Genomic DNA, 14,332 nt, shown 5'->3' with positions numbered 1-14,332 from the left:
CCGTCGTTCTCTAACGGACAGAGGCATTATATCGCAAACAAGCGGCACTGCCTAGCAGTGACCTCCTCGCTCCACGCTGGCTAGTGCGGGGGTCTGCAGCCGCGCGAGTTGCGGGACCTTTCTCCCATTTCATGAGGGTATGAGGGACATCGGGGGTTCTGCCGAGCAAAGAGCAATAAAATATCATTATGATCGATAAAATCATTCCTATTCAAAAGAATTTTGTCGTGAAGGTTGTAAAGAAGCTGACCCAGAGACATTGGTATGATCTCATTGCATGGTTGTCCCGCATCTGGTATAGTACAGACGGGAAGGCAATGGATGGGCATTGGGCTGGCTGGCGGCAACTCTCGCCCTCGGGCGCTCTGGTTGGGCAAGGAAGCAGCGCAGCGCTGTCCTCACAAAATGGGCGCTTGCCACCGTGTTCTATGTAAGGGAGAGAGCATACACACTGTAGGACAACCACCATCCTGAACAGAGGGGGGTTGCTATGAGCACCATCCCGCGCCGCATTGGCAGATATGGATTACAGCAGCAACTGGGCAGTGGCAGCTTGGGCGAGGTCTGGATGGCCTATGACCTTGAGCGCAACCAGGTGGTCGCGCTCAAGCTGTTCCACAGCGATCTGCAGGCTGATCCCAACTTCCTGGCGCGCTTCCAGCAAGCTGGCCAGATGCTGAGCGCCCTGCATCACCCCAATATTGTGTCGCTGCTCGGCTTCGAGGTGCTCCGTGTGCCGGAGACCAACAGCACAACGGCCTGTATGGCCTTGGAGTATGTAGAGGGGGAGACGCTGGCCAATTATATTCAGCATACTCTGCGCAAGGGACTCTTTCCTCCTATTTCTGCCCTGGTCTATCTTTTCAAAGCGCTCGGAGCCGCCCTCGATTACGCTCACCAACAGGGGATTATTCATGGCGGTCTGAAGCCCTCCAATATTCTGTTGGATCAGCGCCATGCTTTGCACAGTAAGATTGGCGAGCCGCGCATTACTGATTTCGGCCTCGCTACGCTTTTCAAAGGGACGAGCAGCTTGCAGAGTGCCCTCTATATCTCGCCCGAGCAGGCTCGTGGCCAGCCCCCTACTGAGCGAAGCGATATTTACTCGCTCGGTGTCATCCTGTACGAGCTGTGCACTGGGGTGCAGCCTTTCCGCAGCGAGAGCGCCGTCGCGCTGATGATGCAGCATATTAATGTGCTGCCGACCCCGCCGATCTTGATTAATTCGAGCATCCCGCCAGGGCTTTCAGAGGTGATTCTTCGGGCGATCGCTAAGGACCCGGCGACGCGCTTCCGCAGTGCTTCAGCGCTGGCTGAGGCGGTCGCCGAAGCCTGTGCGGCCCTCCCCACGGGTCAGCTTTCGCTGGGTGAGGAGTTGCTCCGCGATGGCCACGGCTCCGAGGAGGCCCCCAGTGCTCTCTCTGGTCCGCTGCCCGCCGCTACCGCCCAGACAACACGGCGCATCCCGGTGGTGACCCCGGAGAGCGGCGCGGCCCCCAGTACGCCATTGCCGGCCCCTGTTCCCGCTCGCTTTCCTCAGCCTCTCCCGCCCGCGCCTCCGGTGCCGGCCTTGCCTCCCGCGACTACGGCGGTACTGCCTGCCGTTCCAGCGCGCGGACGCGGGAAGGAGTTTCCTCTTAGTTATGCTATTATCAGTGGGGTTGTTCTCTGTATCATTATTCTGGGCGCCAGTGTTGCCAGCCTCTGGCCTCGTCAAAGCCAGCCAAGCAGCCAACCAGCGGCGACGCCGAGTGTGCCCGGCTATGTCTTCTTCCAGGACGACGCGCTGGGCCACGCCGATGTGCTCCGTATCGAGATTTCCGGCCTGTCCGCACCGGCGGCGAACCAGGCTTACTATGCCTGGATGCAGGCCAGCGGCACCCGCATTATTCCCCTCGGCAAGCTGGCGCTTAGCAACGGCAAGGCAAGCCTCGTCTACCCAGGCGATGCCCAGCATACTAACTTGCTTTCGCAGGCCGTGAGCTTCTTCATTACTCTGGAGGATGCTCAGCAACAGCCCCAGGCCCCCAGTGGGTCCAGGCTTTATGCCGGCAATCTGAATAGGGCCGCCCTCCCCTATTTGCAGCACTTGCTCTATATGGCCCCGGGCCTGCCCGAGAAGGTGGGCATCGCAGTGGAAATGTTCGAGACGATCAAGTCCATCAACGAGAAGGCCGGCAGCATCGTCGACGATTTGCAAGGTCCCCACGACTACGGTCTGGCCTGGCGTCAGGCCAATCGCATTATTACTATGATCGACGGCAGCGATTACGCTCGCAGTAGCGGCGATCTTCCCGCTGATCAGCCTACGCTGCTCCAGATTCCGATCGGTCTCATTTCTTCCCCTTCTACTCAGGGTTACCTGGATATGATGGCCAGCGAGATCAGCCATCTGCAGGAGATCGCTGGTCAGAATAGCACGATGCTGCAGCATATCCAGCATATTAATAATGCCTTGAGCGATCTGCGCCAGTGGGTGGCCAATATGCGTACCTACAGTGCTAAGCTCGCTCAGACACCTTTGCAGCAGATGGGCAGTCAAAGCGCACTCGACCTGGCACTGCAGTTGAAGAAGGCCGCAGCCGATTCCTATACGGGACGGGTGATTCCGCCCAACGATCAGCCTACTCTGGATCAGGGTTCGGCAGGGATGTATCAAGCCTACATCGAGTGCCAGTATCTGGCCGCAGTCCCACTGCAAAAGGTCTAGCTCAGTCCCCATCAGTGGGAGGCAGGTCAGTCCTTCTGCTCTTTCACAGGCCGGAAGGTAGCGCCTCGCAGCTAGCGCCTGAGACGAAAGAGAGGTCAGACAGACCGGCTGCTCTCTGGCACTAGGATGACTGGCGCCGCCGGCGGGCGATTTCCTCTTCGGTGGTGCCACTGGTGACCAGCTCATAGAGGATGGCCTGCCCTTCTTTGGGGCGCAGAACACGACCCAGGCGCTGGATGTATTCACGCCTGGTGCTGTTCCCACTGACAATGATGGCCACGCGGCAGTCAGGAAGGTCCACCCCTTCATTGAGGACGCGCCCAGTGACGAGCTTGGTGTATTCCCTTCGGCGGAAGCGCTCTAGAATGAGCTGGCGCTCCTCGGCGGCAGTTTTGTAGGTGACGCTCGGCAGGCAGAAGCGCCGGCTGATCTCTTCAACAACCTGGTTGTATTCGGAGAAGAGAATGACCTGGTCACAGGCGTGGCGTTTGAGCAATTGCTCGATCTGCTCATATTTAGCGGCGGAGTTGAGAGCAATGTGACGCGCTTCCCGCCAGGCGCGCATGGCAGCCCGGGCATCTTTGTCGCGAGCGCTGAGAAAGATCAGCTTTTGCTGGAAATCCTCCGGTGAGCGGATGGCAATCCTGCGGCGGCGCAGGAAGGAGCGATAGATAGCTCGCTGCTCGTCATAGCGCTGCTGGTCCTCGGGGGGAAGCGTTACCTCGATACGGATTTCCCGATACTGGGCCAGATAGCGGTCCTCGGTTAGCTCTGCCGGACCACGTCGGTAGACCTCGGGGCCGATGAGTTCCTCTAGCTCCAGGTGTGCCATGTCGCTGCGTTCGGGGGTGGCGCTGAGGCCAAGCCGGTGAGGCGTAAAAGCGCTGAGCGCGATCTGACGATAAGTCGGCGCCGGCAGATGGTGGCACTCGTCGAAGACGAGCAGTCCGAAGCGTCGCAGCTCCAGGGGATAGAGGGCCGCCGAGTCATAGGTGATGACGGTGATCGGTTGCAGGTCCTTGTCGCCACCCCCAAAAAGCCCAATGTTCTCCGGCGCCAGTTGTAGCATGGAGGCCAGAGCCAGCCGCCATTGTTGCAGCAGGTCAATCGTGGGAACCACGACGAGCGTCCAAAGCTGCAGAGAATGGATGGCCAGAGCCGCTACGACCGTTTTACCTGCGCCGGTCGGCAGAACTACGACACCCGCTCCCTGCGCCGCCAGCCAGCGCTCCAGGGCCTCTTGCTGGTAAGGTCGCGCTTCTACTGCGGGGAGCGGGACGAATGGTAGAGCCGGACGCTCATCGAAGACGACTTGAAAAGGGGTTCTCTGCTGACTCAAAGCCTGCTTGACGGCTGTGAGATGGATAGGAAGCGTACGCAAGAAGCCATGACGACGATCACGCCCGAGCTGGGCCGCCACCCGCTCCGGCAGGTGCGGCCCAAAGAGGCGCCGCCGCAGTTCGTCCATCGATAAGGCGCCCCAGTCGGCAGGTGGCAGCAAGACAAGATCACGTCCGCGTAGATCGATTACAACCATGCCTGCTCTTCTCCTCTCTTTTCTCCCGCTGCTTCTCCCATCTGAGGCCCCTGCCTCTTTCCTTCACCACTGCGGTTGCCTGACTCCCTGATGACTGGTGCGACACTTAGCGCACCAGGCCGAGACGCTCCTCTAGCTCGCGTGCAACACTATAGGGATCGCGCGCTCGCTCGCCGACCTCGCTCAGCAGGCGCTGCCACTCACCAGGGCTGATCTCCTCTTCAAGTTGCTGGAGCACCTTTTGTAGGATTAGCGCTTCGATTTCGCTACGGATCTGACGCTGGGCGCGCTGCTGGAGCAGGCCACTCTCTTGCAGAAAGCGGCGATGACGCTCCAGAGCATCTACTAGCTGATCAATCCCCTCGCCTTTGAGAGCACTGGTCAGGACAATCGGAATGCGCCAGGCCGCCGTGCGCCGATCGGGAGCCAGACTCAAGAGCATGGCCAGCTCGGCGGCAGTCTGGTTGGCACCCGGCTTATCTTTCTTGCTGACGACAAATAGGTCGGCAATCTCCAGAATACCGGCCTTGAGAGCCTGGACCTCATCGCCGAGGCCAGGAGCACAAACCACCATGACACTATGGGCGGCGCGCATGATTTCAACCTCGGCCTGTCCAGTGCCGACGGTCTCGATGAGAATCGGGTCGTAACCAGCGGCGTCCATCGCGCGCACGACATCGCGCGTAGCGGCAGAGAGACCGCCCAGGCTGCCACGACTGGCCATGCTGCGAATGAAGACGCCCGGATCACCCGCCAGCTCCATCATACGAATACGATCGCCAAGCAAGGCGCCGCCAGAGAACGGACTGGTGGGATCAACAGCGATCACCGCTACACGTTGCTCACGACGACGGAATTCGCGCGTGAGCTGCGTCACCAGGGTACTCTTGCCTACCCCCGGTGCCCCCGTGATGCCTATGATGTGAGCGCGTCCGGCGTGTCGATGCAGCTCAGCCAGAGCATCGCGCGTACCAGCTACCCCATTTTCGATAAGGGTCACCATACGAGCCAGCGCGCGCCGGTCGCCGCTCAGAAGACGTTCGATCAGATTGTGATGCTGGTTTTGCAAGCCGCACCTACACCTCTACCTGGAGACGCTCAGGGTGAATGTTCTCACGCACGAACTGAATGATTTGCTCAATGGGGGTTCCAGGCCCAAAACACCCCTTGATTCCCATTGCTTTGATCGCGGGGACGTCCTCGTCGGGCAAGATGCCCCCGGCGGCCACGAGGACATCGGTGACGCCGTTCTGCTTCAGCAGCTCCATAATGCGGGGGAAGAGGGCCATGTGGGCGCCGGAGAGGATGCTCAAAAGAATGGCATCGACATCTTCCTGAATGGCAGCTTCAACAATCATCTCTGGCGTTTGTCGAATGCCCGTATAGATAACCTCCATGCCTGCGTCGCGCAGGGCACGGGCGATCACTTTCGCGCCACGGTCATGCCCATCCAGTCCTGGTTTGGCAACCAACACGCGAATGGGACGAGTTGCAGCCATAAAGGTGACTCCTTTGTCCAACCTCACTGAGACCTGCGCCTGGCCCCCCTATGGCCCGGCAGCCTGGCCACAGAGCAGAGACAGCAGCCCAGACTGCTCGCGCTCAGCTTGTAGCCGTGCAGGCCGAGGAGGAAGCCCCCGCGCCGTAGCGGAAGCCGCCCAGGACCAGGCCCCAGGTACGCTACTCACCTATCTCCAATTGAGCACTACCATTCTACACCGGGCCACCAGTCCCTGCAAGCTGCCGCGTCTGCTCAGCCTGCCTGACTGAGCGAGGCAGCCAGTCAATGGGAGCAAGGCCACAAGTGTGGAGCCAATGCCTCCTTCAGGCCGGGGTCTCGGGAGGCCTCTCTTGCTGGAGCGAGCGGAGAGCGTCGAGCGCTGCCAGACGCCCCGCTTCCTTGATGCTGGAAGCTGTGCCAACACCGAGCAGCAGATCATGCTCGAAGACCCCGACGGTGAAGGTGCGGTCATTCCGGCTGCCACCTTCCTCCAGGACACGATAGCGAGGAAGGCAGCCGGAGCGCTGGAGAACGATATTTTGCAGGCGTCCTTTGGGATTGCTATTGAAGAGCTGCCTGTGCACCTCTTTGACAACTGGCAGAATCCAACGGGCTACGAACTCACGGGCGATTTCCGGCCCCTGATCGATGTGAATGGCCCCGACCAGCGCCTCCAGGACATCAGTGCACAGAGAATCTCGCGAGCGTTCATTGAAGGTGCGCAGGCTGGCAGTATCGACCCGCACGAAATCAAAGAGGCCAAGTTGACGTCCAATGCGCGAGAGCACCCGCCGGCTGACTACCTCCGACTTGAGCGAGGTCATTTCTCCTTCGGAGGCCTCCGGGAAGTTGCGATAAATATACTCCACGACGTGGGCGCTGATGATCGCATCACCTAGAAATTCCAGCGTGTCGTACGAGTCACGAATGGCCGTCTCAGGACAGCAGGAATGATGCGTCAGCGCGCGCTCCAGCAATCGTCGATCGTGAAAGGTAATCTGTAATCGAGCTTCGAGTTCTGCAAGATCGCTGGTGCTCTCCGTCATACAGTATTATTATAGCTTACCTGAGCCGCAGGCGTCGAGCCTCCCTCTTGCAGATCGACGCTTCTGGACACGCCTTCGGGCCGCAGCGACGCCCCTTGTCTCTTGACACCCCGTGGTAATCATCGGACAATGGGAACTGACCAGGGGTAGTGAAGATCTCTTTTCTTCCTCTTGACTAGGATCTTTCCCGCTCTGTTCGCGTATCCATAGAGTAGGTAGTAAGGAGAGGCCAAGCAAGGCTATGATCATGCCTATACAGCTGAGGACAGGACAATGCTGATGAGCAAGAATTTGCGCCTCCCGGCCCGCTGGCGCCCGACAACGGTAGCGGCACTGGTGGCTCTGGCTCTCTTCCTGTTCTTGCCCGGAACAGCTGAAGCTCACGCTGTGCTCCTGCGCTCCGATCCCTCGCAGGATGCCCTCTTGCGGACCGCTCCGAGAGAGGTTCGCCTCTGGTTTAGCGAGGATCTGAATCCGGCCCTGAGCAGCGCCGCCGTGGTCAATAGTCATAATCAGCGCGTCGATGCAGGAGATGCTCATGTTTCGTCCAGCGATCACCATGAGCTTGATCTCGGCTTAAAAGCGAACCTGCCCCCTGACGTCTACGTGGTTGTCTGGCGCAGCGTCTCTAACGTCGATGGGCATGTCCTTCGCGGCTCGTTCCTCTTTACCATTGTCGAACCCAACGGGACGGTGCCCCATTTGAACGGGAACGCTCCCCCTCCCGGCCAGGACCTGCTTGGGGGCGGCAATACCAGCAGTCTTTATACGGGACAAATCGATGCCGTCGGGCTGTTCAATTTGGTTGCGGTGACCGTGAGCGAGTTGGGAGCGATCTTCTGGGTCGGCGCCCAGCTGTGGCGCTTTTTTGTGCTGGAAGCGGTTCCCTCTGGCGAGAACAGCGACGACCCCGTGGCGGCCTCTCTCGTAGAGGCGATGCCTTCACGCTTCAGCCGCCGCTTTGCTGTACCCACTCTCCTGCTGCTTCTGGTGGCCAACCTGGGCGTACTCATCGGCCAGGCCCTCTTTCTGAGTAACGGTCAATGGAGCGGCGCCCTGGCTCCCTCCCTCTTGCTGAGTATGGTCACCAGCAGCCGCTTTGGCACCTTCTGGTTGGGGCGCGAGGTGGTCATCCTGCTCGCCCTGGCGGTGGCGCTTTACCAGCTCCTGGCCCGCCGGCTTCCCGCACCCTTCGAGCGCGCCTGCGCCTGGCTGAATCTGCTGCTCGGCCTGGCTCTCTTTGGAGCCATGACGCTCTCCAGCCACGCCGCTGCGGTAAGCAGCAACATCTTCCTCTTTTCAGTGCTGATTGACTGGCTGCACTTGCTCGGCTCGGCTTTCTGGATCGGGGGCATGTTCTATATTGTCACATGCTATCTGCCTCTGTTAGAGCAGCATGCCCCTCCACTGCGCGCACAATCCTTAACCACAGTTCTGCCCTACTATTCTCCGTGGGCGATCGCCGGCGTGGTCTTACTGACTGTCACCGGTCCCTTCAGCGCCTCGTTCCATTTGACCAGCCCTGCGGAGCTGATTACGACGGCCTACGGGCGGGCGCTGCTGATCAAGATTGTGCTGGTGGCCGCTTTGCTGGCGACCAGTGCTTTCCATGTGCTGCTCCTGCGTCCCCGCTTGAAAAAAGAATATGGCAAATATGCCTACGGCCTTGAACGCCTGGAGCAGAAACAGGCGCATCCGATAGCGCAGCAGATCGAACAGGCTCCCGATGATTCTGAGACCGCCATTCAGCAGAGACGCTGGACACGCCAGCTGAAGCTGCGAGAGAAGCGCCTGACCAGGCTGACTGCTCGCCTGATGACTGTGCTACGTTGGGAGCCGCTGCTTGGCGTGGGAGTGCTGATCTGCGTCGGCTTGATGAATATCTTCGCTGGGACGTTGACCCCTACTACTACGGCGCTCAATCAAACAGCTCCCACGGCCAGCTCTACCGCTACTCCGAAGCCTTTGACGACCAGCGCTACTACCAGCGACGGTCGCTTTACGGTGACGCTGACCATCTCGCCGAACCGCTTCGGGACCAATACCTTTACCGTCAAGGTTAGCGATCGCCAAACGCAGCGTCCCGCGACCCAGATCGGCGTGACCCTTTACCTGAATATGCTCGATATGGATATGGGTACCGAGGTGTTGAACCTCCAGCCAGCCGCTGACGGTAGCTTTAGCGGTCACGGTGACTTGACCATGAGCGGCGATTGGTTAGCCCGCATCCAGGTCAGGACGCTGGACAATAAGCTGCACGAGGCACAGATCAAGTTTTTTACTCCTTTCTAGCGAGGAAACGAAAGAGCATGGCCGTTGTATTGGTTGAATGGTATCGAGGCCGCTCCCAGAGAGAGAGAGGAGGTGCTGGGAACGGCCCACGGCGACGCCTGCGGCGGAACATCGGACCAATGGCGCTGGCTATCTTGCTGCTCGGGCTGCTGCCAGCGGGCCTGCTGGCCTGTAACCCGCCGGGCAGCGGCTCAGGTTCAGCGTCCTCAACCCCCACAGTCGTCACAGCGGGCAATGGTTTTGGAAGCGCCGCCAACCATGTGCATTCCCTGCTTGCTCTTCCTGCTCACGTCCTGCTCCTGGCCACGCACTATGGCCTCTTCCGCTCGGAAGATGGCGGCCAGCATTGGCAGGAGGTCGCTGGTGGCCAGGGGCAAATCATGGAGGACCTCATGACCTACTCGCTCACGGTCAGCTCCCGCGATCCCCAGCGCCTCTACGTGCTGACCTATCCCAGCGTGAGCAATGCTCGTGGCACGCCGGGCCTCTATATGAGCAAGGATCAGGGCAGGACCTGGCACCTGATGGTGAGTAGCGCCAGTCTGACGCGAACCACTATTTTCCTGGCCGCCGCCGGCAACGACAGTCCCGACGAGGTCTATATTTACCTCTCGGAGCGCCAGGAGCATGGCTTGCTTGTCAGCCACGATAGCGGCAGCCATTTCCGCGAGGCCGGGACGTTGCCTTTCTCCGTGATCAGCGGTCTGCTACCACTGCCGGGAGCGCCCGGTCACCTGCTGGTCTATAGCAGCGCGGGGATGGCCCTGAGTAGCGACGGTGGGGTCCATTGGCGCTTGATTGCTGGCATCAAAGGCGGCATCTTTGATGCCACGACCGCCGGCCCCAACCAGCCGATCTATGCCAGTGGCGATGCTGGCATGTATATCTCGCGCGACGGAGGCCGTACCTTTACACCCACTACCCGCGACGCGAGCGCACGCTCCTTCTTTCTCCTGACTTCCCTGGTCGCTGCACCCAGCAACCCACACGTACTTTACGGCGAAACCGCCACTAGCATTTACCGCAGCACCGATGACGGCCAGAGCTGGACCAGCCTGCCAACGATCCGCGGCAATTTGAGCGAGCTGGCTGTCGATCCAGCTGATCCTTTCCAGCTCTATCTCTCGCTCTCCTACCCAACGGCGGTCTACGTGCTCAGCGGCCAGGGAAACGGAGCGCACTGGCAGTCGCTGACCCCAGCCAGCACCTGATAAGCCTGCTGAGCCATTGCCGCTCTATCAAGCCAAGCCAAGCAAGGAACAGGCACTATGCGGATGTCATTTGTCGGACGAGGATCAGCTTTTTTGAGGTCTCTCTCATTGTTGCTACTGGCGGTCCTGAGCCTCGCTGCTCTTCCAGGATTAGCAGAGCTGCCCACGGCCAGAGCTGACGGGGGAGCGCCCAACCTGGCCTACGTCGTTGGTGGGGGGAACGGTATCGGCGTGATCGACATTGTCAAGCAGCAGGTCCAGCCCTCGATCCGCCTGGCGGGAGATCCCCACATGGCCTATCTCAGTCTGGATGGGCGCTTCCTCTACGTGACTCAGCCCACGCTTGGCACAGTCACCATGATCGCAGCCCGCACAGGACAGGTGGTCTGCTCGGCCCATGTGCCCGGCGCACCTTCCTTCATGGCTTTTGATCCAGGGGCCAATCTGCTCTATGCTGCTGGTCCCGAGGCCTCTCTCATTAGTGTGCTCAATCCTGCGAATTGTGGGCTGCTGAGAACGATACACGCGGCGAGCAACGTCGCTGGTCTGGCAGTAGCTGTAGTCGGGAGTGGCATCTCGGGCGGCACGGGCAACCAGCTCTGGGTTTCGGAGAGCCAGGCCCTGGCAGTCTATAACTCCTCTGGTCAGCGCCTGGCCACTGTCGCTGTTCCCCAGGGGCCGCTCTCCATTACCATTCCGCTCGGCTCCATCGCCTATGTCAGCACACGCCAGCACACGATCATTGCGGTCAACCTGGGGACGCGCGAAATCTATCCGACGCTCTTCCGGGGTGGTGACTTCGGCACTATGGATTACGACGCCATCACGGGCGATATCTACGTGCCAGACAAGACGAGCCGACAGCTCGCCGTCCTGGCCCCAATTGTCCCAGGCAGTCCACCGCCAGCGGAGCCAGACCACAGCTTCACGCTCAGCGCAGCCCCCCAGGCGGTGGCCATCACCAGCGATGGCCAGTTTGGCTTTGTGGCCCTGGCCAACGGCGATGTAGCTATGCTCGACGTACCAGCGCGCCAGATCGTCAAGGTCTTCCACGTCGGTGGCTCACCACATTTCATCATTACTGGCCTCTACCCTCCCGCCCTGGGGACAACTCCAGCCACAACAGAGTCAAGCAATCGTTTCATTACGGTGGCCCTTTACACCCTGACCGGGCTTGTGATCATTGCGCCCATACTCTTCTTCTGGCTGCGTCAGCGCTCGGGACAGGGACAGCGACAGCAGCCCAAGGACGAGTCTCGGAGTGGCTAACTAAGGCCGAGGTGGACCCGGAAGACCGGGTCGTCTCCCCTCTCGTGAAGAAGGCAGGAGACGGCCCGGCAGCTACCCGGCAGCAACTGCCCCCCCTCACCCGGCTCGCCCTCTCAACAGCTTCTCCTTCCTACCTAATCGCGGACCACAGCCTCCAGTATCTCTGGTCCCCGACGCAGCAGAGCCGGAGCAGCCACAAAGCGCGTGAGGAGGAGATAAAAAGCGAGACCATAGACCAGCGAGGCAGGGATGCTGATAATCCAGATCCAGGTCATGTTGAACCAGATCGGGAGGATCATGGCCAGGATGACCGGCGCCAGCGAGATCACGGTAATAGCCAGGATCAGCAGCTGGAGCAGACCTCGCGTACAGCCGGCTCCACTGTAGCTGGCGGAGCCTGACACCAGCATGCCGCGCCTCTGGATCACAGGCTGAGGGAAGAAGACAGAGGTCAGGTTTCCCCAACCGAGCACAATGCCCATGCTTGCCAATCCAGACACCAGGAACGGTAGCAAGAGATGCCACAGGCCTAGAAAGAGGCATTCAAACAGCAGCATTGCCAGTAGGAGAATCATGCCAGGCACAAGAACAGCCAGGTTTTTTCCAAAGAAGAGACGCTCTGGCTTTATCGGATAGAGGAGCAGGACCGTCAGCGGCTTGCGCTCCAGCCCTAGAGCGTTGATCGAGAGCATAGAGAGGTAGAGGAAGACAATGAAAGGGGGATAGAAGAGAAAGAACCAGTCATTTCCTGTGACGCGAACGCCATCCCTGCCAAGGAAAGGGGCCACTAGAGCCACACAGGCCACGACCAGGGGCATGATCAATTGTCCCAGCAGCTGGGGATCGCGCCGGAAGTAGCGTAGATCCTTGGCGGCAATGGCCAGCGTCTGAGGAGAGAGGAAACGTGCGAGCCAGGAGGAGGCGGCTCCGGTCTGGCCCTGGGCAAGAGTCGGGATCGCTGCCGCTGCGGTAGCAGGCGGCATCAGGCCAGAGCCAGAAACAACAGGCGCCACTCGCTGCGACCTACGTCCGGCCTGGTTCCTTCCTCCCACTTCAGGCTGCGTAACAACCCGCTCTAGTACCCACAGCCAGAGATAGAGCAAGATCAGCGTGAGGAACAGCGCCAGCAGCAGCCAGCCGAGACTGGCCAGCCAGTTGCCACCCAGGCCAGCCTCGATCGCGCGGGCGATCCAACCGGGAGGGAACCAGGCCAGATAGTGGGAATACTGACGCTGCATTAACCCCTTTGCGAAGTTCTGGACAAAGATGCCACGCAGTAAGAACTGCTGAGCAATGTAAAAGAGGGCAAAACCAAGGATAACAATCATATAACTCAGGTCACGGAAGCGCCTGTTCTGCAGGAGACCTGAGAGAAGGGCCATCACCAGCTGGCTGCAGCTTACAGCAAATCCAAAAAAGATGAGCATGGCCACAATATTCACAAGCAACAGCCCGGGGGAGAGCGTGAAGCCCAGAATAATGGCAGCCAGCCACAAGAGCAGCCCAAAGCTCAGCAAATCAATAAACTGAGCAATGAGGAGGCCAACCATCATTTCCCCACGTGTCAGGGGGAATTGGAGCAACTTTGAGATGTCCAGGCCCTCGTTCTGACCGTACTGGAAGACAGGCAGGAGAATCCAGAAGAAGGTGATCACAGTCAGCGACACGTAGAGCAGCTCTACATTGCCCGGCGGAGCCATCAGACGATAGGCCATGGTCAGACCAAAGGCTGAGCCGCCGCAACACAGAGCCAAGAACAGGGCCGCCACAACAAATGAAATGGCGCTTTGCGGATTGCGCGTCAGGCCGCGCACAAAGAGGCGCCAACGCAGCCAAAGCAGCCAACGAAGCTTATGCGAATCAAGTCTGAATTCACTCAGGCTGCTCGTGTTTTGGCGAGATGACATACAAGACTCCTCTTTACTCGAGCCAGCTCAGGTTATGTTCTTCGTTGCGCACCCCGATCACGTTCAAGAAAATGTCTTCAAGAGTGGCGTCACGTGGCATATCTGCGGCGCCACTCGCTCGCGCACGCAACTCCTGTAAGGTACCTTCCGCTACGAGCACCCCTTGATTGATGATTCCTACACGCGAGCAGAGGCGCTCGACCAGCTCCATAATGTGGGAGGAAAAGAAGATGGTTGTCCCTCGTCTGGTCAGATCTTGCAGGATATCGCGGATCACTCGTGAGCTAACTGGATCGATCCCCTCAAATGGCTCGTCCAGGAAAAGCACTTGGGGATTATGGATGAGGGCCGCCGCCAGGGCAATTTTCTTGCGCATGCCAACCGAGTAGTCAATGATGAGCTTATCAGCATCGTCCTCTAAGGCCAACAAGTGCAGCAGCTCGGAGGAGCGCCGCTTGACCTCCTCTTTCGGCAGCTCATACATATGACCGGTGAAAGTCAAAAACTCACGCCCGGTCAAACGCTCATAGAGGTTGAGCTGCTCAGGCAGAACACCCATAAGGCGCCGGGCCTGCAGCGGCCTCTGCCAGACATCAACACCAGCCACCCAGACCTGACCCGCCGTCGGACGCAGCAAGCCCACCATCATTTTGATAGTGGTCGATTTACCGGCTCCGTTGGGACCGAGAAAGCCGAAGAACTCGCCACGCCTCACTACCAGGTTGAGATGATTGACCGCTACCTTCTGGCCAAAAACACGCACGAGATCACGCGCGACAATCGCTGCTTCCTGCGGTACTTCTCCTACTCCTTGTCCAAAAGGATTGGCCACAGCAAACTGTCGAGAATCGGAGTACAT

The 14,332-nt window shown here is 59.4% G+C and carries 10 protein-coding genes; 4 read left to right on the top strand and 6 right to left on the bottom strand.

The genetic code is table 11. The annotated features are described in order from the left end of the window. The first annotated feature begins 490 nt into the window (after positions 1 to 490). Entirely contained in the window at positions 491 to 2,710 is a 2,220-nt protein-coding gene (locus BGC09_RS15980; RefSeq protein WP_069805151.1) for a serine/threonine protein kinase, read from the top strand. Between the two features lie 121 nt (positions 2,711 to 2,831). Here BGC09_RS15980 and BGC09_RS15975 read toward each other — a convergent pair whose 3' ends face one another. The 4 genes from BGC09_RS15975 to rnc form a co-directional block, all read right to left on the bottom strand. After that, complete coding sequence (locus BGC09_RS15975) at positions 2,832 to 4,247, bottom strand: DEAD/DEAH box helicase (RefSeq protein ID WP_084658996.1); 1,416 nt, start codon at positions 4,245 to 4,247, stop codon at positions 2,832 to 2,834. Between the two features lie 106 nt (positions 4,248 to 4,353). Continuing rightward, positions 4,354 to 5,316 (bottom strand): methylmalonyl Co-A mutase-associated GTPase MeaB, encoded by a 963-nt coding sequence (gene meaB, locus BGC09_RS15970; protein WP_218104069.1) that lies wholly within the window; start codon positions 5,314 to 5,316, stop codon positions 4,354 to 4,356. 7 nt (positions 5,317 to 5,323) lie between these two features. Further along, entirely contained in the window at positions 5,324 to 5,746 is a 423-nt protein-coding gene (locus BGC09_RS15965; protein ID WP_069805149.1) for a cobalamin B12-binding domain-containing protein, read from the bottom strand. Positions 5,747 to 6,071: 325 nt separating this feature from the next. Then, the gene (rnc, locus tag BGC09_RS15960) at positions 6,072 to 6,794 is read right to left on the bottom strand and encodes a ribonuclease III (protein ID WP_069805147.1); all 723 of its coding nucleotides are present in this window, start codon (positions 6,792 to 6,794) and stop codon (positions 6,072 to 6,074) included. Between the two features lie 279 nt (positions 6,795 to 7,073). On the opposite strand from rnc, the gene BGC09_RS15955 reads away from it, so the two are divergent. From BGC09_RS15955 to BGC09_RS15945, 3 genes are read left to right on the top strand one after another with little or no spacing between them, the layout of a single operon-like run. After that, complete coding sequence (locus BGC09_RS15955) at positions 7,074 to 9,086, top strand: copper resistance CopC/CopD family protein (protein WP_176728950.1); 2,013 nt, start codon at positions 7,074 to 7,076, stop codon at positions 9,084 to 9,086. Between the two features lie 17 nt (positions 9,087 to 9,103). Next, positions 9,104 to 10,297: a WD40/YVTN/BNR-like repeat-containing protein gene (locus BGC09_RS15950; RefSeq protein WP_141727816.1), complete on the top strand. Its 1,194-nt coding sequence runs from the start codon at positions 9,104 to 9,106 to the stop codon at positions 10,295 to 10,297. Between the two features lie 57 nt (positions 10,298 to 10,354). Continuing rightward, the gene (locus BGC09_RS15945; protein WP_141727815.1) at positions 10,355 to 11,566 is read left to right on the top strand and encodes a YncE family protein; all 1,212 of its coding nucleotides are present in this window, start codon (positions 10,355 to 10,357) and stop codon (positions 11,564 to 11,566) included. Positions 11,567 to 11,700: 134 nt separating this feature from the next. Here BGC09_RS15945 and BGC09_RS15940 read toward each other — a convergent pair whose 3' ends face one another. Together BGC09_RS15940 and BGC09_RS15935 are read right to left on the bottom strand one after the other, a co-directional pair. Then, positions 11,701 to 13,473: a permease-like membrane multi-spanning protein gene (locus BGC09_RS15940; protein ID WP_069805140.1), complete on the bottom strand. Its 1,773-nt coding sequence runs from the start codon at positions 13,471 to 13,473 to the stop codon at positions 11,701 to 11,703. A gap of 13 nt (positions 13,474 to 13,486) precedes the next feature. Continuing rightward, positions 13,487 to 14,332 (bottom strand): ABC transporter ATP-binding protein, encoded by an 846-nt coding sequence (locus BGC09_RS15935; RefSeq protein ID WP_084658995.1) that lies wholly within the window; start codon positions 14,330 to 14,332, stop codon positions 13,487 to 13,489.

It is taken from the genome of Thermogemmatispora onikobensis, assembly GCF_001748285.1.
GTDB classification, from domain to species: domain Bacteria; phylum Chloroflexota; class Ktedonobacteria; order Ktedonobacterales; family Ktedonobacteraceae; genus Thermogemmatispora; species Thermogemmatispora onikobensis.
Note: the sequence above shows the minus strand (reverse complement) of the source record. Positions and strands in the feature narration are given on the sequence as shown.

Bases quoted from the DNA above. Each gene is read 5' to 3' on its own strand.
- BGC09_RS15950 (WP_141727816.1), top strand. From the start codon at position 9,104: ATGGCCGTTGTATTGGTTGAATGGTATCGAGGCCGCTCCCAGAGAGAG.
- BGC09_RS15945 (WP_141727815.1), top strand. From the start codon at position 10,355: ATGCGGATGTCATTTGTCGGACGAGGATCAGCTTTTTTGAGGTCTCTC.
- BGC09_RS15935 (WP_084658995.1), bottom strand. From the start codon at position 14,332: ATGTACTCCGATTCTCGACAGTTTGCTGTGGCCAATCCTTTTGGACAA.
- BGC09_RS15975 (WP_084658996.1), bottom strand. From the start codon at position 4,247: ATGGTTGTAATCGATCTACGCGGACGTGATCTTGTCTTGCTGCCACCT.
- BGC09_RS15955 (WP_176728950.1), top strand. From the start codon at position 7,074: ATGAGCAAGAATTTGCGCCTCCCGGCCCGCTGGCGCCCGACAACGGTA.
- BGC09_RS15940 (WP_069805140.1), bottom strand. From the start codon at position 13,473: ATGTCATCTCGCCAAAACACGAGCAGCCTGAGTGAATTCAGACTTGAT.
- rnc (WP_069805147.1), bottom strand. From the start codon at position 6,794: ATGACGGAGAGCACCAGCGATCTTGCAGAACTCGAAGCTCGATTACAG.
- BGC09_RS15980 (WP_069805151.1), top strand. From the start codon at position 491: ATGAGCACCATCCCGCGCCGCATTGGCAGATATGGATTACAGCAGCAA.
- BGC09_RS15965 (WP_069805149.1), bottom strand. From the start codon at position 5,746: ATGGCTGCAACTCGTCCCATTCGCGTGTTGGTTGCCAAACCAGGACTG.